Raw genomic sequence first — 17,872 nt, forward strand, 5'->3', positions numbered from 1 at the left:
ACACCATGAACACCCGCATTATGAAGACCATTGCTATCGCTGCCAGCGCCGGACTTTTCCTCGCTGCCTGCGCCGATACCGACGACACCGTCGCCGATGATCCCGGAACGGTGACCACGACCGCCACCACACCGGGCGCGTCCCCGGTCGAAACCACCATGACCACCGCTGACACCGATCCGCAGATCGAGGGCGAGGACCCGGTCTTCCGCGTCATCGACGCGGTGCTGGCCGAGTACTCGGACGGCATCATCGTGGACATCGACCGCGAGGATGACGCAGACAGCTTCGACATCGACGTGGTCCAGGGAGAGGACCTCATCGAGCTGCAGGTCGATTTCGACGGTGCTCTGCGTGAGGATGAACGCGAAGGCGACGGCGAGCAGGTCCTCCGCGCCCAGGACGCGACCGTCACGGCTGAGGATGCCATCCAGCAGGCTCTTGAACTGCACCCGGAGGGGCTGCTGGACGAGGCTGAGCTCGACGAGGAGGACGGCACCCTGCAGTGGAGGATTTCACTGGATGACGCCGACCGTAATGACCTGGCAGAAGTGGACATCGCCGCGAACTAACGCCTGCGTCCACCCCGTACCTCCAGAAGGTCTCCCACGCAGTGGGGCACCTCCTGGAGGTTTTTTGGTTCAGGCAGTGCCGGTCCCGGCGCCGAGGGTCACCTCTTCCGGCGGCGCACCAGCACAGTCAGGGCGAGAAGAATGAACACCGCTCCCACGACGACCGGGGCACGGAGAAGCCTCGTCTCCGGCGCCTCATTGCGTTGCTCGAGGCCGCCGGAACCGGGTAGAACCTCAGCTTGCTGCGCCACCGGCTCCGGTTGATCCTCCACGGATGCGTCTCCGGCATCCGCCAGACGTTCCTGCGCCCAGTCCGCGAAGTCCTCGCTGGTGATCACCGGCTTGTCGTATTTGCGGGCGAGTTCGGCCTTGGTGTCCTGTGCGTCCGGGTCATCGCTGACCAGCAGGTCGCAGGTGCTCTTCGTCACCGACTGCTTGTACTCCAGGTCGAGTTCCTCGCAGAGGTCGGCGAGTTTCTCTCCGTGCGGGTAGTGCTGGCCGTCGATGAAGACGGAACCGCGGAAGGCCACGCGGGTGCCGTCACGGAGAAGTTCGTTCAGGTCATCCCCGGACGTCGGCACGTCAGGCGCCGGCGGGATGTGTTCCGGGGAGACAGCGTCAGTGGAGTCAGATAGGGAGGACACGCCCGAAACATACCAGGATTCCCGACTTTTCTGGGGATCCTCAGATTTCCCCGAGCTCCTCCAACAGCTCCAGACCCCGTTTCGCCCAGGCGATCTCCGCCTCGGCGTGGAGCACGCGTCCCTCGTAGGAGAAGCGTTTGAAGGCGGTGACCTTCGCGCGGTCCTGCTCCGGGACGTTCTCCAGGCGCCGCACGAGGGTGGGGTTGCCGCCGCTTTCCACGCGGTGAATTTCGTCGAGCGCCAGACGGCGCTGGTTCTCGAAGTGGGAGATGTGTTCCCGCAGGAAGCTCGCCGCTGACTGCGGGGTTCCCCATTCCAGGTAGGCGGCCTTGAGTCGGGCGGGGTCCCGGTCGGCGACATAGGCCATGGGTTCCTGCTGCCATTCATGCAACGCGTCCCTGCCCTGCTCATTGACCGTGTACTCGGTCTTGGTCTCCCCTTTGCTGCCCCAGGGCACCTCCCGGGTGTCCACCAGACCTTCGCGCTCCATCTTCCGCAGCTCGGGGTAGATCTGCGAGTTGGCGGCATGCCAGACATGGCCGACGGAGGAGGCGAACTTCTTCGCGGCGTCATAGCCGGTCATCGGCCCGGAGGACAACAGGGCGAGCAGAGCGTTTCTGAGGGACACACCACATTCTTACCCCACCCCACCATCGGGAGACCAGCATCCCCCTTCGCCGTGGTCAGCCCCATTTTGTGGAGTCTGCAGAAAAATACCCCCGAACTTGTCTTGCGCTGTGCCACAACATGTCCTACTGTGTGATCCATCCCACCAACTATCTAACAGTTTAGATAGTTGGCTAGATATAAAACCAGGAGCCCATCATGACCAACGCAGCCAACGCATCCGCATCCGCCACGACGACCGCCAAGATCCTCCCCCACCCCCTCAACGCCTGGTACGTCGCCGCGTGGGACCACGAGGTCACCGCCAAGGAGATCATCTCCCGCAAGGTGGCCAACAAGTCGCTTGCGCTCTACCGCACCGAGGACGGCCGCGCCGTTGCACTGGCGGATGCCTGCTGGCACCGTCTGGCTCCCCTGTCGAAGGGCAAGCTGGTGGGCAAGGACGGCATCCAGTGCCCCTACCACGGCCTGACCTTTAACTCCGCCGGCCGCTGCACCGCCATGCCGGCCCAGGACACCCTCAACCCCTCCGCCGCGGTGGCCTCCTACCCGGTCGTCGAGCAGTACCGCTACATCTGGGTCTGGCTGGGTGACCCGACCCTGGCCGATCCCACCCTGGTCCCGGACATGCACCAGATGACCCACCCGGAGTGGACCGGCGACGGGAAGACCATCGCCGCTGACTGCAACTATCAGCTCATCCTGGACAACCTCATGGACCTGACCCACGAGGAGTTCGTCCACGCCTCCTCCATCGGCCAGGATGAACTCTCCGAGGCGGAGTTCGAGGTCACCCGCACAGAGGACTCCGTCACCGTCACCCGTTGGATGCGTGACCTCGACCCGCCGCCGTTCTGGAAGAAGAACATGAACGACAAGTTCCCCGGATACGAGGGCAAGGTCGACCGCTGGCAGATCATCCACTACTACTACCCGTCGACCATCTGCATCGACGTCGGCGTGGCCAAGGCCGGCACCGGCGCCCCGGAGGGTGACCGCAGCCAGGGCGTCAACGGCTACGTCATGAACACCATCACCCCGGAGACCGACCGCTCCTCCCACTACTTCTGGTCCTTCCAGCGCAACTACCGCCTGGACAGCCAGTTGATCACCACCCAGCTGCGCGACGGCGTGCACGGGGTCTTCGGTGAGGACGAGGCGATGCTCAAGGCCCAGCAGGAGGCCATCGACGCCAACCCGGACCACGAGTTCTACAGCCTCAACATCGACGCCGGCGGCATGTGGGTCCGCCGCATCCTCGAGAAGGCCCTGGCCGCCGAGAACCGCCTGGACATCCCCACCACCCACGCCCCGCTGCGGAAGAAGGCCTGATCATGAACCCCTCCATGAATGAGTGGCAGGATGCGACGGTCGTCGCCACGCAGGATGTCGCCGAGCGCATCCGCCGCATCACCCTGCGCCCCACCCGCCCCGTCCAGGGCCGGGCCATCCACCCCGGTGAGCACCTCAAGGTCCAGGTGGACATCAACGGTGAAACCGACCAGCGCTCCTACTCCATCTCCGATGCCGCACCAGACGGCGCCGAGGTCTCGCTGACCGTCTTCCACACCCCGAACTCGCGCGGCGGTTCCGCCTTCATGCACACCCTGAATGTCGGCGACACACTGCGCGTCACCTCTCCGCAGCAGGACTTCCCGCTGCGGGTCGGCGCCCCGCGCTACGTGCTCGTCGCCGGCGGCATCGGCATCACCGCCATCCGCGGCATGGCCGCTCTGCTGCGCCGCCTCGGCGCGGACTACGAGCTCCACTACGCCGCCCGCTCCCCTGAGGCCATGGCCTTCCGGGAGGAGCTGGCCGCCGAACACGGCGACCGCCTGCACCTCTACCTCGACTCCGAGGGTTCGCTTCTCGACGTCCCCGCGCTCGTCGCCGACCTCGATGACGGTACGGAGCTGTACATGTGCGGTCCGATCCGACTCATGGACGCCATCCGCCGCGCCTGGGAGGACGCCGGATTGGAGCGTACGAACCTGCGCTTCGAGACCTTCGGCAACAGCGGCTGGTACGAGGCTCAGACCTTCCGCGTCAACCTCCCCCGCCTGGGCGTGTCCACCGAGATCAGCACCAACGAGACGATCCTCGAGGCCCTGCAGAAAATCGGCGTGGAGATGATGTACGACTGCCGGCGCGGCGAATGCGGCCTCTGCCAGGTCAAGGTCGTCGACGTGGATGGTCACATCGACCACCGTGACGTATTCTTCTCCGATCGGCAGAAGGACTCCTCGGAGAAACTCTGCGCCTGCGTCTCCCGGGTCGTGCCCCGCGAATCCCTGTCCCCAGCCGCCAACGCTCAACTGAGCATCGACGTCCCCTGAAAGGTCCTGCCATGGACATCAGAAAAGCCATCGACACCACCCCGATGAGTGCCTACCAGTGGTACATCGTGGGTCTGGCCACCTTCCTCAACGCCCTGGACGGCTACGACGTCCTGGCCATGGCGTTCACCGCCAACTCCGTCACCGAGGAATTCGGCCTGAGCGGCAGCCAGCTCGGTTCCCTGCTCAGTGCGGGCCTGATCGGTATGGCCCTGGGCGCGCTGGTGCTCGGCCCGCTGGCTGACCGCTTCGGCCGCCGCAACATCCTTATCGCTGCCCTGGTCATCAACACCGTCGGGCTGGCACTGTCCGCGACCGCCGGTTCCGCCACCGAGCTCGGCCTGTGGCGCGTGGTCACCGGCCTGGGCATCGGCGGCATCCTGGCCACCGTCACCGTGATCACCAGCGAATACTCCAACAACCGCAACCGCGGCATGGCCGTGAGCATCTACACGGCCGGCTACGGCCTGGGTGCCACCCTCGGTGGCCTGCTCGCAGCGCAGATCATCCCGATCTTCGGCTGGCGTTCCGTCTTCGCCACCGGTGCTGCACTCACGCTGGTCGCCATCGTCTTCGTCATCGTCAGCCTGCCGGAATCCGTCGACTACCTGCAGGCCAAGCGTCCCGCAGGCGCAGAGGCCCAGGTGCTCAAGATCGCCCGACGCATCGGCAAGCCCGGTGTCACCGGCTTTGTCACCCCCGCCCCGGGCACGGAGACCCGCCAGGCACGCCTCTCCGACCTGGTCAACGGCACCTTCCGCGCCACCACACTCAAGCTGTGGGCCGCGTTCTTCTTCATCATGTTCGGCTTCTACTTCGCCAACTCCTGGACCCCGAAGCTGCTCGTCGAATCGGGCATGACGGAGAACCAGGGCATCATCGGCGGTCTCGCACTGACCCTGGGCGGCACCTTCGGTTCCCTGCTCTACGGCCTGATCACTGTGAAGTACAACGCACGGCACACCCTCATGGTCTTCTCCGTGCTCTCTGCGATCACCCTCGTCGTGTTCATCACCACCACCTCCATCCCGGCGCTGGCCTTCCTCAGCGGCGTGCTGGTCGGCATGCTCATCAACGGCTGCGTCGCCGGCCTGTACACGGTCACCCCGCAGAGTTACCCCTCCGGGCTGCGCTCCAGTGGCGTGGGCTGGGGCATCGGTATCGGCCGCTTCGGCGCGATCCTCGCGCCGATCACCGTCGGAGCGCTTCTCGACGGCGGCTGGTCCCCCACCGCCCTCTACTCCGGCGTCGCCGTGGTCGTCGTCCTGGCGGCCGTCGCACTCATCGGCATCCGGCCCCAGCTCGGCACCGCCGACTCCGCTGAGCCGGCGCCTGCCGGGGCGGACAAAGAGCCCGCTGCCGTGAACTGATCCTTACCCGCCGCTGCGCCGCCCTCCTTCCCGGAGGGCGGCGCTTCTGCTTTCATCTTCATTTCATTTTGGTGTCTTAGGCTGGACATTGAAGCCGAAAACGGCAGTAACCCCGATACCCGAACAGGAGTGAAGACCATGAAAACCCGCAGTTTCATCGCGGCCGGTGTCGCACTGGCCATGTCCCTCAGCCTGGGCGCATGCGCCGAGTCCGCACCGCAGCCCACCCCCGACACCATCTCCCTGTCCACCCCAGCCACCACCAGCCCTGAACGCCAGCCGGAGACGCGTGTTCCCGAGGCAGAGCAGACCGGGGAGGATCCCGTCTTCGCCGCCATCGATGCCGCCCTGGCCGCCTACCCCGGCGGCATCGTCGTGGACGTCGACCGTGAGGACGGCCGCCACACCTACGACATCGATATCGTCCTGGACAACCAGGTCATCGAGTTGGAGGTGGGCGTGGACGGCACCGTCCGTGAGGATGAGCGCGAAAGCGACGACGATGACGCCCGCGAGGCACATGCCGCAACCGTCACCGCCGCCGAGGCCATCCGTGATGCCCTGGACCGCCACCCCGAGGGCTACCTCGATGAGGCACAGCTCGACGAGGATGACGGCCGCCTGTACTGGGAGATCGAACTCGACGACGCCAACTTCAATGCCCTGGCGGAGCTCGACCTCCCCGCCAACTGACCTGCCCGTTGAGCCGGGCTCTCTCAAGGCACGCGCGGCGCGCCCTTCCCGATGCGGGAAGAGCGCGTTAGCATTTCAGTATGCACCCCACCGAGGAAGATCTCTCCGGATTCTTCGGCACCCATGACACCGAACGCCACCTGTACGACGTGTTCGCCGGCAGAATACTCGAGGAATTCCCGGACACGCGGGTGAAAGTCCACCGCACTCAGATCAGCTTCTACCACCGTCGACTTTTTGCGGCCACCTGGCTGCCCGTGCGGCTTGTGCGGGGCCGACCCGAGGCCTATCTGGTGGTGACCTTCGTCCTGGACAGACAGCTGGATTCGCCCCGCATCGTCGAGTCCGTGGAGCCCCGTCCCGGGCGCTGGACCCACCACGTGTTGCTCGCTGCTCCAGAAGAAATCGATGACGAGCTACTGGGCTGGGTGGGCCAGGCAAGACAGCTCGCCGCGAGTGGATAGCGTGACAGGATGGTGCCCATGACCCAAGGGTTGCCGCCGCCTCCGACGCTTCGCCCCCTGTTCGTGTACCTGCTCGCCGACTGAACCGCCTGCTGGACCGGGGCGTCGATAAGCGCAAAGAACCGGCGCCCCCGACAACCTGGTGGTTGCGGGGGCGCCGGCCGAGGAGTTTAGGCGAATACTGCGGATGCCTCGTCGAGACGGGCGACCTGCCCGGCGCTGAGCTCGAGCTTCGGTGCGGCCATGAGGGCCGGCAGCTGGTCGGCGGTGGAGGCGGAGGCGATCGGGGCGGTGACACCCTTGGCGATCAGCCAGGCCAGAGCGACGGTGGCGGGCTCGGAGTCGGCCTCCTTCGCGACCTCACGCAGGACCTCGATGGTCTTGAAGGCATCGTCGGTGGCCTGGCCCTCGGCGAAACCCTGGCGGGCCTTGCCCTCCAGGTCCTCCTTAGCGGCGTACTTACCGGTCAGCAGGCCGGAAGCCAGGGAGAAGTAGGTGAAGACGGCCGGGTCGAACTCGTCGATGATCGGCTTGATACCGGTCTCGTAGTCCTTGCGGGTGAGCAGGTTGTAGGCCGGCTGGACCGCGACGGGGCGGGCCGGGGAGTCGGCGGACTTCTCGAAGAACTCGCGCAGACGCTCCGGGCTGTAGTTGGACAGTGCGAGATGCTTGATCCTGCCGGACTCGATGAGCTCCTCAGCGATGGTGATCTGTTCCTCGATGGAGACGGTCTCGTCATCGTAGTGGTGGTAGAAGATGTCGATGGTCTCCAGGCCCAGGCGCTCCAGCGAAGCGTCGACTGCGGCGACGGTGGCCTCGCGGCTGCGGCCGGTGTGAGGCTCCAGGCCACCGGACTTGGTGGCGATGATCAGCTCACCCTTGCCGCGGGCCTTGATGTACTCGCCGAGAACAACCTCGGACTCCCCACCGCGGCCGTCCTCCTGCCAGACGGCGTAGAGGTCGGCGGTGTCGATGAAGTTGCCGCCAGCGGCGACGAAGGCGTCGAGCACCGCGAAGCTCTGCTCACGGTCGGAGGTCCAGCCGAAGGTGTTGCCACCCAGGTTGAGGGGGTAGATGTCGAAGTCGGTTCCCTTGATGCGGGTCATGTTCTCGTCAGCTCCTGTGCTGTGGTGTTTTCCGGGTACGTAGACTACTGTAGAGGGAAATACTTTAATTTTCAAGTTATGCCGATGAAACGGCTCCTACCTGCTGTATTATGATGGATACCCATGAACGACACCCGCTGGCTGCAACCCGAGGAAAGCGCCACCTGGCTCTCGCTGTGGTCGGTGACCAACTGGCTGCCCGCGCGTCTCGACGAACAACTCAAGGCCACCTCCGGCGTCGGACTGACCGACTACTTCGTCCTCGCGCAGGTCTCCATGGCTCCCGAACAGAAGATCAGCATGACCGAACTGGCCGCCCTCTCCGACATGACGGCCTCCCGGCTCTCCCACACTGTCTCCCGCCTGGAGAAACGCGGCTGGGTCCACCGCTCCCCCGCCCCCACGGACAAACGCACCAATATCGCCCACCTCACCGGGGAGGGCCGGACCTTCATCACTGGCGCCGCCCCCGGGCATGTGGAGGCCGTGCGCGACCTCGTCTTCGACGCCCTCGAACCCGATGAGGCCCGCGAATTCGGCCGACTGCTGGGCAAGGTCCTCACCCGGCTCGACCCGCCGCGCCTGCCGCGGGCCTAAACCTGCTTTCCGGCGCCCGCCGCCATGATGTCCTTCATGATCTGCGCGGTCTCCGTCGGCGTGGTGCCCACGCGTACGCCGGCGGCCTCCAGGGCCTTCTTCTTCGCCGCGGCCGTGCCCACCGAACCGGTGACGATGGCACCGGCATGCCCCATGGTCTTGCCCTCCGGGGCGGTGAATCCCGCCACGTAGCCGACCACCGGTTTGGTCACGTTCGCCCGGATGAACTCCGCCGCACGCTCCTCCGCATCCCCACCGATCTCCCCGATCATGATGATCGCCTCAGTGTCCGGATCCGCCTCGAAGGCGGTCAACGCATCAATGAAGGTGGTGCCGATGACCGGGTCACCGCCGATACCGATGGCCGTGGAGATTCCGATATCCGCGAGCTCGTACATCATCTGGTAGGTCAGGGTGCCCGATTTGGAGACCAGCCCCACCGGCCCGGATTCAGTGATGTTCGCCGGGATGATGCCCGCCAGCGAGGCCCCCGGGGTGATGATGCCGGGGCAGTTCGGGCCGATGATGCGCGTGCCGCCCACCTGCTTCGCGTGCGCCCACGCCTCCGAGACGTCCCGGACGGGGATACCCTCCGTGATGACCACCGCAAGCGGTATCCTCGCATCGACGGCCTCGAACATCGCCTCCCGTGCGAAGGCGGCGGGCACGAAGATCACCGAGACATTCGCCCCGGTCTCATCCATCGCCTCAGCCACCGTCCCGAAAACCGGCAGCTCCGTGCCATGCAGTGTGATCGTCTGCCCCGCCTTGCGGGGGTTTGTCCCACCCACCACGTTGGCGCCGGCGGCCAACATGCGGGTGGTGTGCTCCCGCCCCTCGTTGCCCGTGATGCCCTGGACGATGATCCGGGAGTTTCCGTCGAGGAAGACCGACATGGTTCAGCCCTGCACTTTCTGCTGCTCAGCGGAGGTTGAGGCTGCGAACTCAGCGGCTCGGTCAGCCGCCTCGTCCATGTTCCACACGCCAGTGACCAGCGGGTGGTCATAATCGGCGAGGATCCGACGGCCCTCCTCAACATTGTTGCCGTCGAGACGCACCACCAGAGGCTTGGCGGCGCCCTCCCCCAACGCCTCCAGCGCGGCGACGATGCCGCGCGCCACATCATCACAGGCGGTGATGCCCCCGAAGACGTTGACGAAGACGCTTTTGACCTGCTCATCCGCCAGGACAACTTCCAGGGCGGCGGTCATGGTCTCCGCAGAGGCGCCGCCGCCGATGTCCAGGAAGTTGGCTGGTTTCTGCCCGCCGTGCTTCTCACCGGCCGCAGCGACGACATCAAGGGTGGACATGACCAGACCAGCGCCATTGCCGATGATCCCCACCGAACCGTCGAGCGTGACGTATTTGAGCCCCTTGTCCCGGGCCTGCTGCTCCAGCGGGTCGAGATGCCCTGCGGCCTCCGCCAGTGTCGCCCGGTTCTCGTGCCGGAAGGCCGCGTTGTCATCGAGGGTGATCTTCGCGTCGATGGCGATGATCTCCCCCTGTCCGGTGAGCACCAGTGGGTTGACCTCCACGAGGGTGGCATCCTCCGCACGGTAGACCTCATAGAGTTTCTGCAGCACGGGGACGACCAGCTCCCCGACGCCTTCATCGAAGCCGGCCGACGCCACGATCTCGCGGGCCTTGGTCTCGTCGAGGCCGGTCAAGGGGTCAACCTCGATCCGCGCGAGGGCCTCGGGTTTCTCCTCCGCGAGAGTCTCGATGTCCATCCCGCCCGCGGTGGAGCACATCGCCAGGTAGGAGCGGTTCGCACGGTCCAGCAGCACCGAGAAGTAGTACTCCGCCCTAATGTCCACCGCCTGCGCAACCATCACCTGTTCGACGGTATGTCCCTTGATGTCCATTCCCAGGATGCCGCCCGCGGCGGTGGCTGCCTCCTCCGGGGTGCGGGCGAGCCGGATACCCCCGGCCTTGCCGCGCCCACCGATCTTGACCTGCGCCTTGACCACCGTGGCCCCGCCGATCCGGGTGGCCGCGTTGCGGGCCTCCTCCGGGGTGGCAGCAACGTCCCCCTGCAGGACGGGAACACCGTAGGCTTCGAACAGGTCGCGGGCCTGATACTCGAACAGATCCACGGTGCATCCCATCCGCAGCCTTATGAGCTGCTGTTTTGCGCTGCTTTATCTATACAGTGAACTCTATCACCCTGAACACGGGCGGACCGGGAAAATCCTCGCCGAAAGGGCCGTGACGAGGCTGGCCCTCCGTGATGAAGCACCAAAAAGCGCCGTCATCCAATACGGATGACGGCGCTGCGATGCTGTCAGATCAGCGGCTCACGCGAAGCGGATGCTTAGCGTGCGGCCTCGATCTGGACAGTCTGGGCGATTGCCTCGATGACACCGGCGACCTTGACGGCCTCCCAGACCTGCTCCTTGGTCAGACCCTCCTCGCGGACGGTGTTGGCGTGGGCGACGACGCAGTTCTCGCAACCGTTGATGGTGGAGACGGCGAGCGACCACAGCTCAAAGTCGACCTTGTCAACGCCGGGCTTGGCGATGATGTTCATGCGCAGGCCCATCTTGACCTGGGAGTAGTCATCACCCAAGAAGTGGCGGGCACGGTAGGCCACGTTGTTCATGGCCATCACGGTGGCGGCACCGAGAGCTGCCTCGAAGGCCTCCTCGGAGAGGTGCTCCTTGGCCTCCTCGGCGATCTCGGAGAACACCGTGTCGTTGCGGGTGGCGGCAGCGGAGGCGACCAGTGCGCCCCACAGCTGCTGCTCGTTCAGCTCGGTGGACCGGGTCAGGGAACCCAGGTTGAGCTTCTGGTCCTTGGCGTATTCCGGCAGTGCGCCGCGCAGGTTCTCGATCGACATGTTTACTTCAGGGACTCCTGGACGACATCCATCTTGTCGATGTTCTTGGTCGGGTCGTTGGCCTGCCAGTTGCATGCGCAGACCTCTTCAGACTGCAGGGCGTCGAGGACACGCAGGACCTCGTCGACGTTGCGGCCGACAGCGTCCGGGGTGACGGACACGAACTGGATGATGCCGTCCGGGTCGATGATGAAGGTCGCGCGGTCAGCGACGCCGTCCTTGTTCTCGACGCCGAGCTCGCGGATGAGCTCGTGCTTGATGTCGGAGAACATCGGGAACGGGACGTCCTTCAGCTCCGGGTGGGTTGCACGCCAGTTGAAGTGGGCGAACTCGTTGTCGATGGAGCCGCCGAGGACCTGGGTGTCGCGGTCCTGGAACTCCTCGTCGAGCTTGCCGAAGGCAGCGATCTCGGTCGGGCAGACGAAGGTGAAGTCCTTCGGGTAGAAGAAAACGACCTTCCACTTACCCGGGTAGGAATCCAGGGAAACGGTCTCGAAGTAGTCCTCCGGCTGCTGGGCGTTGACGCCCTGCAGGTCGCCACCCTTGAGGGCGGTGAGCTCAAACTCAGGGAACTTCTCTCCAACGGTCATGATTGCCATGCAAATGTCTCCTCGAAAAATGTGGTGAAGGCCCGTAGGAAAAGGTGATATCAGTTACCTTTTCGTTAGCCAGTTACCATTATGCACTGCCGATACGGTTTCGTCAATTAAAAAAACTTGTAAGTTAGTATAAAGTAATAGGCATGAGCAATAAAGAGTATCGTCCCACCCTTTCCCAGCTGCGGACCTTCGTGACCATCGCCGAGAACAAACACTTCGGCACCGCCGCCACCAAGCTGGGCATCTCCCAGCCCTCGCTCTCCCAGGCGCTGGTCGCCCTCGAGCACGGCCTGGGCATCCAACTCATCGAACGCTCCACCCGCCGCGTCATCGTCACACCAGCCGGCGAGCAGCTGCTCCCCTACGCCAAGTCGACCCTGGATGCTGCGGAGGCCTTCATCGCCCACTCACGTGGTACCCACGGTACCCTCATCGGCCCCCTGACGATAGGCATCATTCCGACGGTCGCCCCTTATATTCTGCCCACCCTGCTGACCTCGATCAACGAGAAGTACCCGGACCTCGTCCCCCACATCGTCGAGGACCAGACCCGCCACCTGCTGCAGATGCTCCGTGACGGTCACCTGGACCTGGCCATCATGGCCCTGCCCTCGGAGACCTCCGGCGTGGCCGAGGTGCCGCTCTACAACGAGGACTTCGCGGTGGTCGTCCCCGACAACCACCCCCTGGCCGGCCGCACCGACCTCGGCCTGGCCGAGCTCGACCAGCTCGACCTGCTGCTTCTCGACGACGGCCACTGTCTCCACGACCAGATCGTCGATCTGTGCCGCAAGGCTGACCTCAACCCCACCGAGGCGACCAACTCCGTCACCCGGGCCTCCTCCCTGACCACCATCATGCAGCTGGTCGTCGGGGGCCTGGGTTCGACGCTGGTGCCGGTCTCGGCGCTGAACACCGAGTGTCAGCGTCCCGGTCTGGCCGTCGCGCGCTTCCGCGACGATGTCACTGCCCAGCGCCAGATCGGCCTGGTGCACCGTTCCTCCAGCTCACGCGCGGAGGAGTTCCAGATGCTGGGTCAGCTGGTCACCGAGGCCTTCCACGCTGCCGTGACGGAACCGGTCAGCGCGTGACCGGTGCCGGCAGCGGTCCGGCCGCGGCCTGACGGAACATCATCGCCTGCATGAGCAGCAGCGCCGGGGCGAGCACGATGAGTGCCAGACCGAAGGTGACGATCGCCGACACGCCGACCACCAGGCCCGCGACAATGTTGAAGGCGAGCAGACGGCCGTAGTTGCGCAACCCGGCGCGGAAACCCTGGGAGATGCCGCCGCCGAGACCGGCGCGCCGGTCAATCACGAACCACACCATGAACATGGTCAGCGGGGCGATGAGCACCGCGATCAGCATGATCAGGGCGATCCCGGCGAAGAGACCGCCCAGGAAGGCCAGCGACTCATCCGTCGAGGACATCTGGCTCTCGCCGATGGGATTGGCCGCCAGGAACAGGGGCACCGCGAGAGCCGCAAAGAGGACGCTCGTGGCGATCTGGAGCAGGATGCTCAGGCCGAAGGCGGGGCCGAAGTTGACGTTGTCGGTGAAGTCCCCCAGCCCGATCTTCGCCTTGTCCACCTGCCGGAGGGCACCGTGGTAGACGAAGATCATGAGGGCGGCCAGCGCCAGCCCGAAGATCAGCTGGGCACCCTGGTAACCGAGGCTGGTCTGCGTCGCCGCACCGGCATCGAAACCACCGAAGGCGAGTTCGATGAGGATCGAACCGGCCATGATCACGATTCCCAGGACGAGACCGCCGACGATCCACACCAGCCAGTTGCGGAAGACAGCCCCGAAGGCCCAGCTCACGGCCTCCAACGGCTGGACCTTGCCGGTACCCTGCGGCTGGCTGTAGGCGGGCTGCCCGTACATCGGCTGGCCGGCGCCGTAACCGGCGTAGCCCGCACCGTAGCCGGGGGTGTCCTCGGGGTGCGGTGTGGAGGGGTAGGACGGGTACTGCGGCCGTTCGTTGGACGGCTCACCCGCCCGGTCATCAGAGGGGTCGTTCGGGGTGGACATGAGTCCGCCTTCCTGGTTTCTCGCGGTCTGGTACGCGACCAACGATAGGCGAAGGGGCGGTAAGCGGTAGGATCTGGCGTCAATCATGACTAATCCCTCTGCAGCCCCGGTCACCCGCGAATCCCTCCTCCAGCGACTCGCCGATGTCTCGCTTGCCGACGAGCGCTCCTTCCGCCGTCGCCTGCACAAGGCCCGCGCCCCGAAGGCGCTGGCGGCGATCGCGGCGGATGTGGAACGCGCCGTCGAGAAGCGCGCCCTCATCGAGGCCGGTATCCCCGAGATCGAGTACCCCGAATCCCTGCCTGTCTCCGCCCGGCGCGAGGACATCGCCGAGGCGATCGAGAACAACCAGGTCGTCATCATCGCCGGTGAGACCGGCTCCGGTAAGACGACGCAGATCCCGAAGATCTGCCTGGAGCTGGGCCGTGGCCGGCGTGGCCTGATCGGGCACACCCAGCCGCGCCGCCTGGCGGCCCGCACCGTCGCTGAGCGTATCGCGGAGGAGCTCGGCCAGGAGATCGGTGGGACCGTCGGTTACGCGATCCGTTTCGACGACCGTGTCTCCGCCACCTCCGCCGTCAAGCTCATGACCGACGGCATCCTGCTCGCCGAGATGCAGCGGGACCGTTTCCTCAACGCCTACGACACACTCATCATCGACGAGGCCCACGAACGTTCCCTCAACATCGACTTCCTGCTGGGCTACCTGCGCCGGCTGCTGCCGAAGCGGCCGGACCTGAAGGTCATCATCACCTCCGCGACGATCGACCCCGAACGGTTCGCGGAGCACTTCGCCGATGTCGAGGGTGAGCCCGCCCCCATCATTGAGGTCTCCGGCCGCACCTTCCCCGTGGAGATCCGCTACCGGCCCATGGAGTTCGAACGCGACGGCAAGCTCATCGACCAGGACCCCATGGACGCGTTGTGCGAGGCCTGCGAGGAGCTCATGCTCGAGGGCCCCGGTGACATCCTCTGCTTCTTCCCCGGCGAGCGTGACATCCGCGACGCCATGGAGGCCATCGAAGGTCGGAAGTGGAAGGGCGTGGAGGTCACGCCGCTGTTCGGCCGCCTGTCCAACCAGGAACAGCACCGCGTGTTCCAGCCGCACTCCGGCCGGCGCATCGTGCTGTCGACCAACATCGCCGAGACGTCGCTGACCGTGCCCGGCATCCGTTATGTCGTGGACACCGGTACGGCGCGTATCTCGCGCTATTCCACCCGCAACAAGGTCCAGCGTCTGCCCATCGAGCCGGTTTCTCAGGCCAGCGCGAACCAGCGTTCGGGCCGCTGTGGCCGTGTGGCCGACGGCATCGCCATCCGACTCTATTCCGAGGAGGACTTCAACTCGCGTCCCGAGTTCACCGATCCGGAGATCCTGCGCACCAACCTCGCCAGCGTCATCCTCCAGATGGCACTCATGCGTCTGGGTGACATCGCCGAGTTCCCCTTCGTGCAGCCGCCGGAGAATCGGGCCATCCGCGACGGCCTCCTCCTGCTCCACGAGCTGGGCGCCCTGACCAGTGAAGAAAGCGACGGCCAGCCGGTACTCACCCCCGTGGGCCGCGACATCGCGCGTATCCCCGTCGACCCCCGCATGGCGCGCATGCTCGTGGAGGCCAACCGCCTCGGGGAGCTCGATCCCCTCATCGTCATCGTCGCCGCGATGACCATCCAGGACGTGCGCGAACGCCCCCTGGAGCAGCAGGCCCAGGCCGACCAGAAGCACGCCCGCTTCAAGGACACCACCAGTGACTTCCTCAGTTCCCTGAAACTGTGGGACTACATCAACCAGTCCCGCGACGACCTGACCGGCAACGCCTTCCGTCGCCGCATGAAAGCCGAGTTCCTCCACTACATGCGCATCCGCGAGTGGTACGACCTGGTCCGGCAGCTGCGTGAGGTCACCCGCCAGCTCGGCTGGTCGACGCGTCAGGACGTCGCCGGTGACCGCAACCCCGATGCCATCCACCAGTCACTGCTCGCCGGCCTGCTCTCCCACATCGGTTCCCGGGACGGCAACACCCGCGAGTTCAAGGGCGCGCGCGGCACCCGCTTCATGATCTTCCCCGGTTCCGCCCTGGCCAAAAAACCGCCGGAGTTCATCATGGCCGCCGAACTGGTGGAGACCTCCCGCCTGTGGGCCCGCGACGTGGCGAAGATTGAGCCCGCCTGGGTGGAGAAACTCGCCGGCCCGCTGCTCAAGCACCAGTATTCCGAACCGGCCTGGTCCCGGAAGCGCGCCTCCGGCATCGCCCACCAGAAGTCCACCCTCTACGGTGTGACCATCATCGCCGACCGGACGGTCCCCTATCACCGGGTGGATCCCGAGGCGGCCCGCGACATGTTCATCCGGCACGCCCTCATCGAGGGCGACTGGACCACCCACCACACGTTCTTCCACTCCAACGTGGAGAAGCTCGAGGCCGCCGCGGAGATCGAGGAGAAGGCCCGCCGCCGCGGCATCCTCGTCGACGAGGACACCCTCTTCGACTTCTACGACTCCCGCCTGCCCCAGACCGTGACCACCGGCCGCCACTTCGACAGCTGGTGGAAGAAGGAGAGGCAGGACAATCCGCAGCTGCTCGACTTCGACCCCGAGGCACTCCTGGGCGACGACGCCGGTTCCATCACCGAGGAGGCCTTCCCCGGCACCTGGCGCAAGGGCAGCATCGACTACGACCTCGAGTACCGCTTCGAACCCGGCCACCCGCAGGACGGTGTGACCATCCTCGTGCCCATCCCGCTGCTGGCCGGCATGGACCGCGAGGGCTTCGACTGGCTGGTGCCCGGCCTGCGCGAGGAGCTGATCACTGAGCTCATCCGCACCCTGCCGAAGGAACTGCGCCGGACCGTGGTGCCCGCCCCGGACTACGCCGCCCGTGCCCTGCCCCGCCTGATCCCCCACGAGGGCCCCCTGGTGGAGCAGCTGGCCGAGGTCCTGCGTTCCCTGGGCGGACGCATGATCTCCGCGGGGGATTTCCGGCCTTCCGCGCTGCCCGCGCACCTGAAGATGACCTTCGGAGCCGTGGACAAACGGGGCAGGGTCGTCGACGCCGACAAGGACCTGCGCGTCCTGATCGACCGCAACGCCGGCTCCATCCGGTCCTCGGTGTCGAAGGTCTCCCGCACCAGCGAATCCCGGGCCGTGGCGAAGTGGACCCCGGAGAATCTGGGTACCGTCGCTGAGGAGGTCACCACGGTGGTCGACGGCCACGAGGTCACCGCCTACCCCGCGCTGGTGGCCACCCCGGGTGGCGTGGAGATCCGCGTGCACCCCACGAAAGCCGCTGCCGAGGCATCCATGATCACCGCCACGCTGACGCTGCTGATCCGGGAGATCACCGTCAACGCGAGCCAGATGACCAAGGGGTTGCCGCTGCAGCAACGGGTCGCGGTGGACAACTATCCCCACGGTGGGGCCGCAGGCCTCGTCGAGGATGCCCGTGTCGCCGCCATCCGTGATCTGATGCTCGAGCACGGTGGTCCGGTGCGGTCCCCGGAGGAATTCGAGGAGCTGAAGAAGAAGGTCTCCCCCGATGTACCCGGGGCGGTCCGCCGCACAGTGGTGTCGCTGGCCCCGGCGCTGATCGAGTACCAGTCTGTGGCCGAAGAGCTTGCGAAGTGGAGTGGTGAGGCCATCGACGACATGAAGGCCCAGCTGGAGTTTCTCCTGCCGCGCAACGCCATCACCATCCACGGCGCGGCACAACTGCGTCACCTCCCCCGCTACCTGCAGGCGGTGCGTATCCGGATCGAGGAGATGGGGCAGGACCCGGACAAGGACGCTGACCGCCAGGACGAGGTCGAGGAGGCACAGACCTACCTCAACCTGCGCCTGGCGAAGCTGCCGAAGGGCAGGGAGAAGACACGCGAGGTCAAGGACATCCGTTGGATGATCGAGGAGCTGCGGGTCAGCCTCTTCGCCCAGCGGCTGGGAACCGCCCGCCCCATCTCCCTGCGCCGGATCCAGAAGGCCGTGGACAAACTGCGCTGA

Annotated in this window: 17 protein-coding genes; 9 read left to right on the forward strand and 8 right to left on the reverse strand. The window is 65.8% G+C overall.

What is annotated here, in order from left to right; genetic code table 11:
- Positions 1-5: 5 nt before the first annotated feature.
- Entirely contained in the window at positions 6-572 is a 567-nt protein-coding gene (locus NYP18_RS05660) for a PepSY domain-containing protein (RefSeq protein WP_259427201.1), read from the forward strand.
- Between the two features lie 98 nt (positions 573-670).
- Here NYP18_RS05660 and NYP18_RS05665 read toward each other — a convergent pair whose 3' ends face one another.
- Together NYP18_RS05665 and NYP18_RS05670 are read right to left on the reverse strand one after the other, a co-directional pair.
- Entirely contained in the window at positions 671-1,216 is a 546-nt protein-coding gene (locus tag NYP18_RS05665) for a hypothetical protein (protein WP_259427202.1), read from the reverse strand.
- A gap of 40 nt (positions 1,217-1,256) precedes the next feature.
- On the reverse strand, positions 1,257-1,844 hold the full coding sequence (locus NYP18_RS05670; RefSeq protein ID WP_259427203.1) for a PadR family transcriptional regulator: 588 nt from the start codon (positions 1,842-1,844) through the stop codon (positions 1,257-1,259).
- A 197-nt stretch (positions 1,845-2,041) separates the two neighbouring features.
- Between NYP18_RS05670 and NYP18_RS05675 the strand changes: the two genes are divergently transcribed.
- The 5 genes from NYP18_RS05675 to NYP18_RS05695 all read left to right on the forward strand — a co-directional run bounded on the left by NYP18_RS05675 (position 2,042) and on the right by NYP18_RS05695 (position 6,706).
- Positions 2,042-3,175, forward strand: a complete 1,134-nt coding sequence (locus NYP18_RS05675; protein WP_259427204.1) for an aromatic ring-hydroxylating dioxygenase subunit alpha — start codon at positions 2,042-2,044, stop codon at positions 3,173-3,175.
- Between the two features lie 2 nt (positions 3,176-3,177).
- Positions 3,178-4,179: a PDR/VanB family oxidoreductase gene (locus NYP18_RS05680; RefSeq protein ID WP_439648056.1), complete on the forward strand. Its 1,002-nt coding sequence runs from the start codon at positions 3,178-3,180 to the stop codon at positions 4,177-4,179.
- Positions 4,180-4,190: 11 nt separating this feature from the next.
- Positions 4,191-5,549, forward strand: coding sequence for an MFS transporter (locus NYP18_RS05685; RefSeq protein WP_259427205.1), 1,359 nt, complete (start codon positions 4,191-4,193; stop codon positions 5,547-5,549).
- A gap of 138 nt (positions 5,550-5,687) precedes the next feature.
- Positions 5,688-6,242, forward strand: coding sequence for a PepSY domain-containing protein (locus tag NYP18_RS05690; RefSeq protein ID WP_259427206.1), 555 nt, complete (start codon positions 5,688-5,690; stop codon positions 6,240-6,242).
- A gap of 80 nt (positions 6,243-6,322) precedes the next feature.
- Complete coding sequence (locus NYP18_RS05695) at positions 6,323-6,706, forward strand: DUF5655 domain-containing protein (protein ID WP_259427207.1); 384 nt, start codon at positions 6,323-6,325, stop codon at positions 6,704-6,706.
- A 170-nt stretch (positions 6,707-6,876) separates the two neighbouring features.
- Here NYP18_RS05695 and NYP18_RS05700 read toward each other — a convergent pair whose 3' ends face one another.
- On the reverse strand, positions 6,877-7,812 hold the full coding sequence (locus tag NYP18_RS05700; RefSeq protein ID WP_259427208.1) for an aldo/keto reductase: 936 nt from the start codon (positions 7,810-7,812) through the stop codon (positions 6,877-6,879).
- Between the two features lie 123 nt (positions 7,813-7,935).
- Between NYP18_RS05700 and NYP18_RS05705 the strand changes: the two genes are divergently transcribed.
- Complete coding sequence (locus tag NYP18_RS05705) at positions 7,936-8,409, forward strand: MarR family winged helix-turn-helix transcriptional regulator (protein WP_259427209.1); 474 nt, start codon at positions 7,936-7,938, stop codon at positions 8,407-8,409.
- Here NYP18_RS05705 and sucD read toward each other — a convergent pair.
- The 4 genes from sucD to NYP18_RS05725 form a co-directional block, all read right to left on the reverse strand.
- Positions 8,406-9,305 carry a succinate--CoA ligase subunit alpha gene (gene sucD, locus NYP18_RS05710; protein ID WP_259427210.1) on the reverse strand — a complete coding sequence of 300 codons (900 nt, stop codon included), beginning with the start codon at positions 9,303-9,305 and terminating at the stop codon, positions 8,406-8,408. The genes NYP18_RS05705 and sucD overlap by 4 nt on opposite strands.
- A 3-nt stretch (positions 9,306-9,308) precedes the next feature.
- Positions 9,309-10,505 carry an ADP-forming succinate--CoA ligase subunit beta gene (sucC, locus tag NYP18_RS05715; RefSeq protein WP_259427211.1) on the reverse strand — a complete coding sequence of 399 codons (1,197 nt, stop codon included), beginning with the start codon at positions 10,503-10,505 and terminating at the stop codon, positions 9,309-9,311.
- Positions 10,506-10,723: 218 nt separating this feature from the next.
- Positions 10,724-11,248 carry an alkylhydroperoxidase, AhpD family gene (ahpD, locus tag NYP18_RS05720; protein ID WP_126121484.1) on the reverse strand — a complete coding sequence of 175 codons (525 nt, stop codon included), beginning with the start codon at positions 11,246-11,248 and terminating at the stop codon, positions 10,724-10,726.
- A 2-nt stretch (positions 11,249-11,250) separates the two neighbouring features.
- Positions 11,251-11,847 carry a peroxiredoxin gene (locus tag NYP18_RS05725; protein WP_126121485.1) on the reverse strand — a complete coding sequence of 199 codons (597 nt, stop codon included), beginning with the start codon at positions 11,845-11,847 and terminating at the stop codon, positions 11,251-11,253.
- Positions 11,848-11,990: 143 nt separating this feature from the next.
- Here NYP18_RS05725 and NYP18_RS05730 point away from each other — a divergent pair, with 143 nt between their 5' ends.
- The gene (locus NYP18_RS05730) at positions 11,991-12,938 is read left to right on the forward strand and encodes a hydrogen peroxide-inducible genes activator (protein WP_259427212.1); all 948 of its coding nucleotides are present in this window, start codon (positions 11,991-11,993) and stop codon (positions 12,936-12,938) included.
- Here NYP18_RS05730 and NYP18_RS05735 read toward each other — a convergent pair.
- Entirely contained in the window at positions 12,928-13,878 is a 951-nt protein-coding gene (locus tag NYP18_RS05735; protein ID WP_259427213.1) for a hypothetical protein, read from the reverse strand. The genes NYP18_RS05730 and NYP18_RS05735 overlap by 11 nt on opposite strands.
- A gap of 85 nt (positions 13,879-13,963) precedes the next feature.
- On the opposite strand from NYP18_RS05735, the gene hrpA reads away from it, so the two are divergent.
- Positions 13,964-17,872: an ATP-dependent RNA helicase HrpA gene (gene hrpA / locus NYP18_RS05740; protein ID WP_259427214.1), complete on the forward strand. Its 3,909-nt coding sequence runs from the start codon at positions 13,964-13,966 to the stop codon at positions 17,870-17,872.

The organism is Corynebacterium lemuris (assembly GCF_024919295.1).
GTDB lineage: Bacteria > Actinomycetota > Actinomycetes > Mycobacteriales > Mycobacteriaceae > Corynebacterium > Corynebacterium lemuris.

Bases quoted from the DNA above. Each gene is read 5' to 3' on its own strand.
- NYP18_RS05660 (WP_259427201.1), top strand. From the start codon at position 6: ATGAACACCCGCATTATGAAGACCATTGCTATCGCTGCCAGCGCCGGA.
- NYP18_RS05675 (WP_259427204.1), top strand. From the start codon at position 2,042: ATGACCAACGCAGCCAACGCATCCGCATCCGCCACGACGACCGCCAAG.
- NYP18_RS05680 (WP_439648056.1), top strand. From the start codon at position 3,178: ATGAACCCCTCCATGAATGAGTGGCAGGATGCGACGGTCGTCGCCACG.
- NYP18_RS05685 (WP_259427205.1), top strand. From the start codon at position 4,191: ATGGACATCAGAAAAGCCATCGACACCACCCCGATGAGTGCCTACCAG.
- NYP18_RS05690 (WP_259427206.1), top strand. From the start codon at position 5,688: ATGAAAACCCGCAGTTTCATCGCGGCCGGTGTCGCACTGGCCATGTCC.
- NYP18_RS05695 (WP_259427207.1), top strand. From the start codon at position 6,323: ATGCACCCCACCGAGGAAGATCTCTCCGGATTCTTCGGCACCCATGAC.
- NYP18_RS05700 (WP_259427208.1), bottom strand. From the start codon at position 7,812: ATGACCCGCATCAAGGGAACCGACTTCGACATCTACCCCCTCAACCTG.
- NYP18_RS05705 (WP_259427209.1), top strand. From the start codon at position 7,936: ATGAACGACACCCGCTGGCTGCAACCCGAGGAAAGCGCCACCTGGCTC.
- sucD (WP_259427210.1), bottom strand. From the start codon at position 9,305: ATGTCGGTCTTCCTCGACGGAAACTCCCGGATCATCGTCCAGGGCATC.
- ahpD (WP_126121484.1), bottom strand. From the start codon at position 11,248: ATGTCGATCGAGAACCTGCGCGGCGCACTGCCGGAATACGCCAAGGAC.
- NYP18_RS05725 (WP_126121485.1), bottom strand. From the start codon at position 11,847: ATGGCAATCATGACCGTTGGAGAGAAGTTCCCTGAGTTTGAGCTCACC.
- NYP18_RS05730 (WP_259427212.1), top strand. From the start codon at position 11,991: ATGAGCAATAAAGAGTATCGTCCCACCCTTTCCCAGCTGCGGACCTTC.
- NYP18_RS05735 (WP_259427213.1), bottom strand. From the start codon at position 13,878: ATGTCCACCCCGAACGACCCCTCTGATGACCGGGCGGGTGAGCCGTCC.
- hrpA (WP_259427214.1), top strand. From the start codon at position 13,964: ATGACTAATCCCTCTGCAGCCCCGGTCACCCGCGAATCCCTCCTCCAG.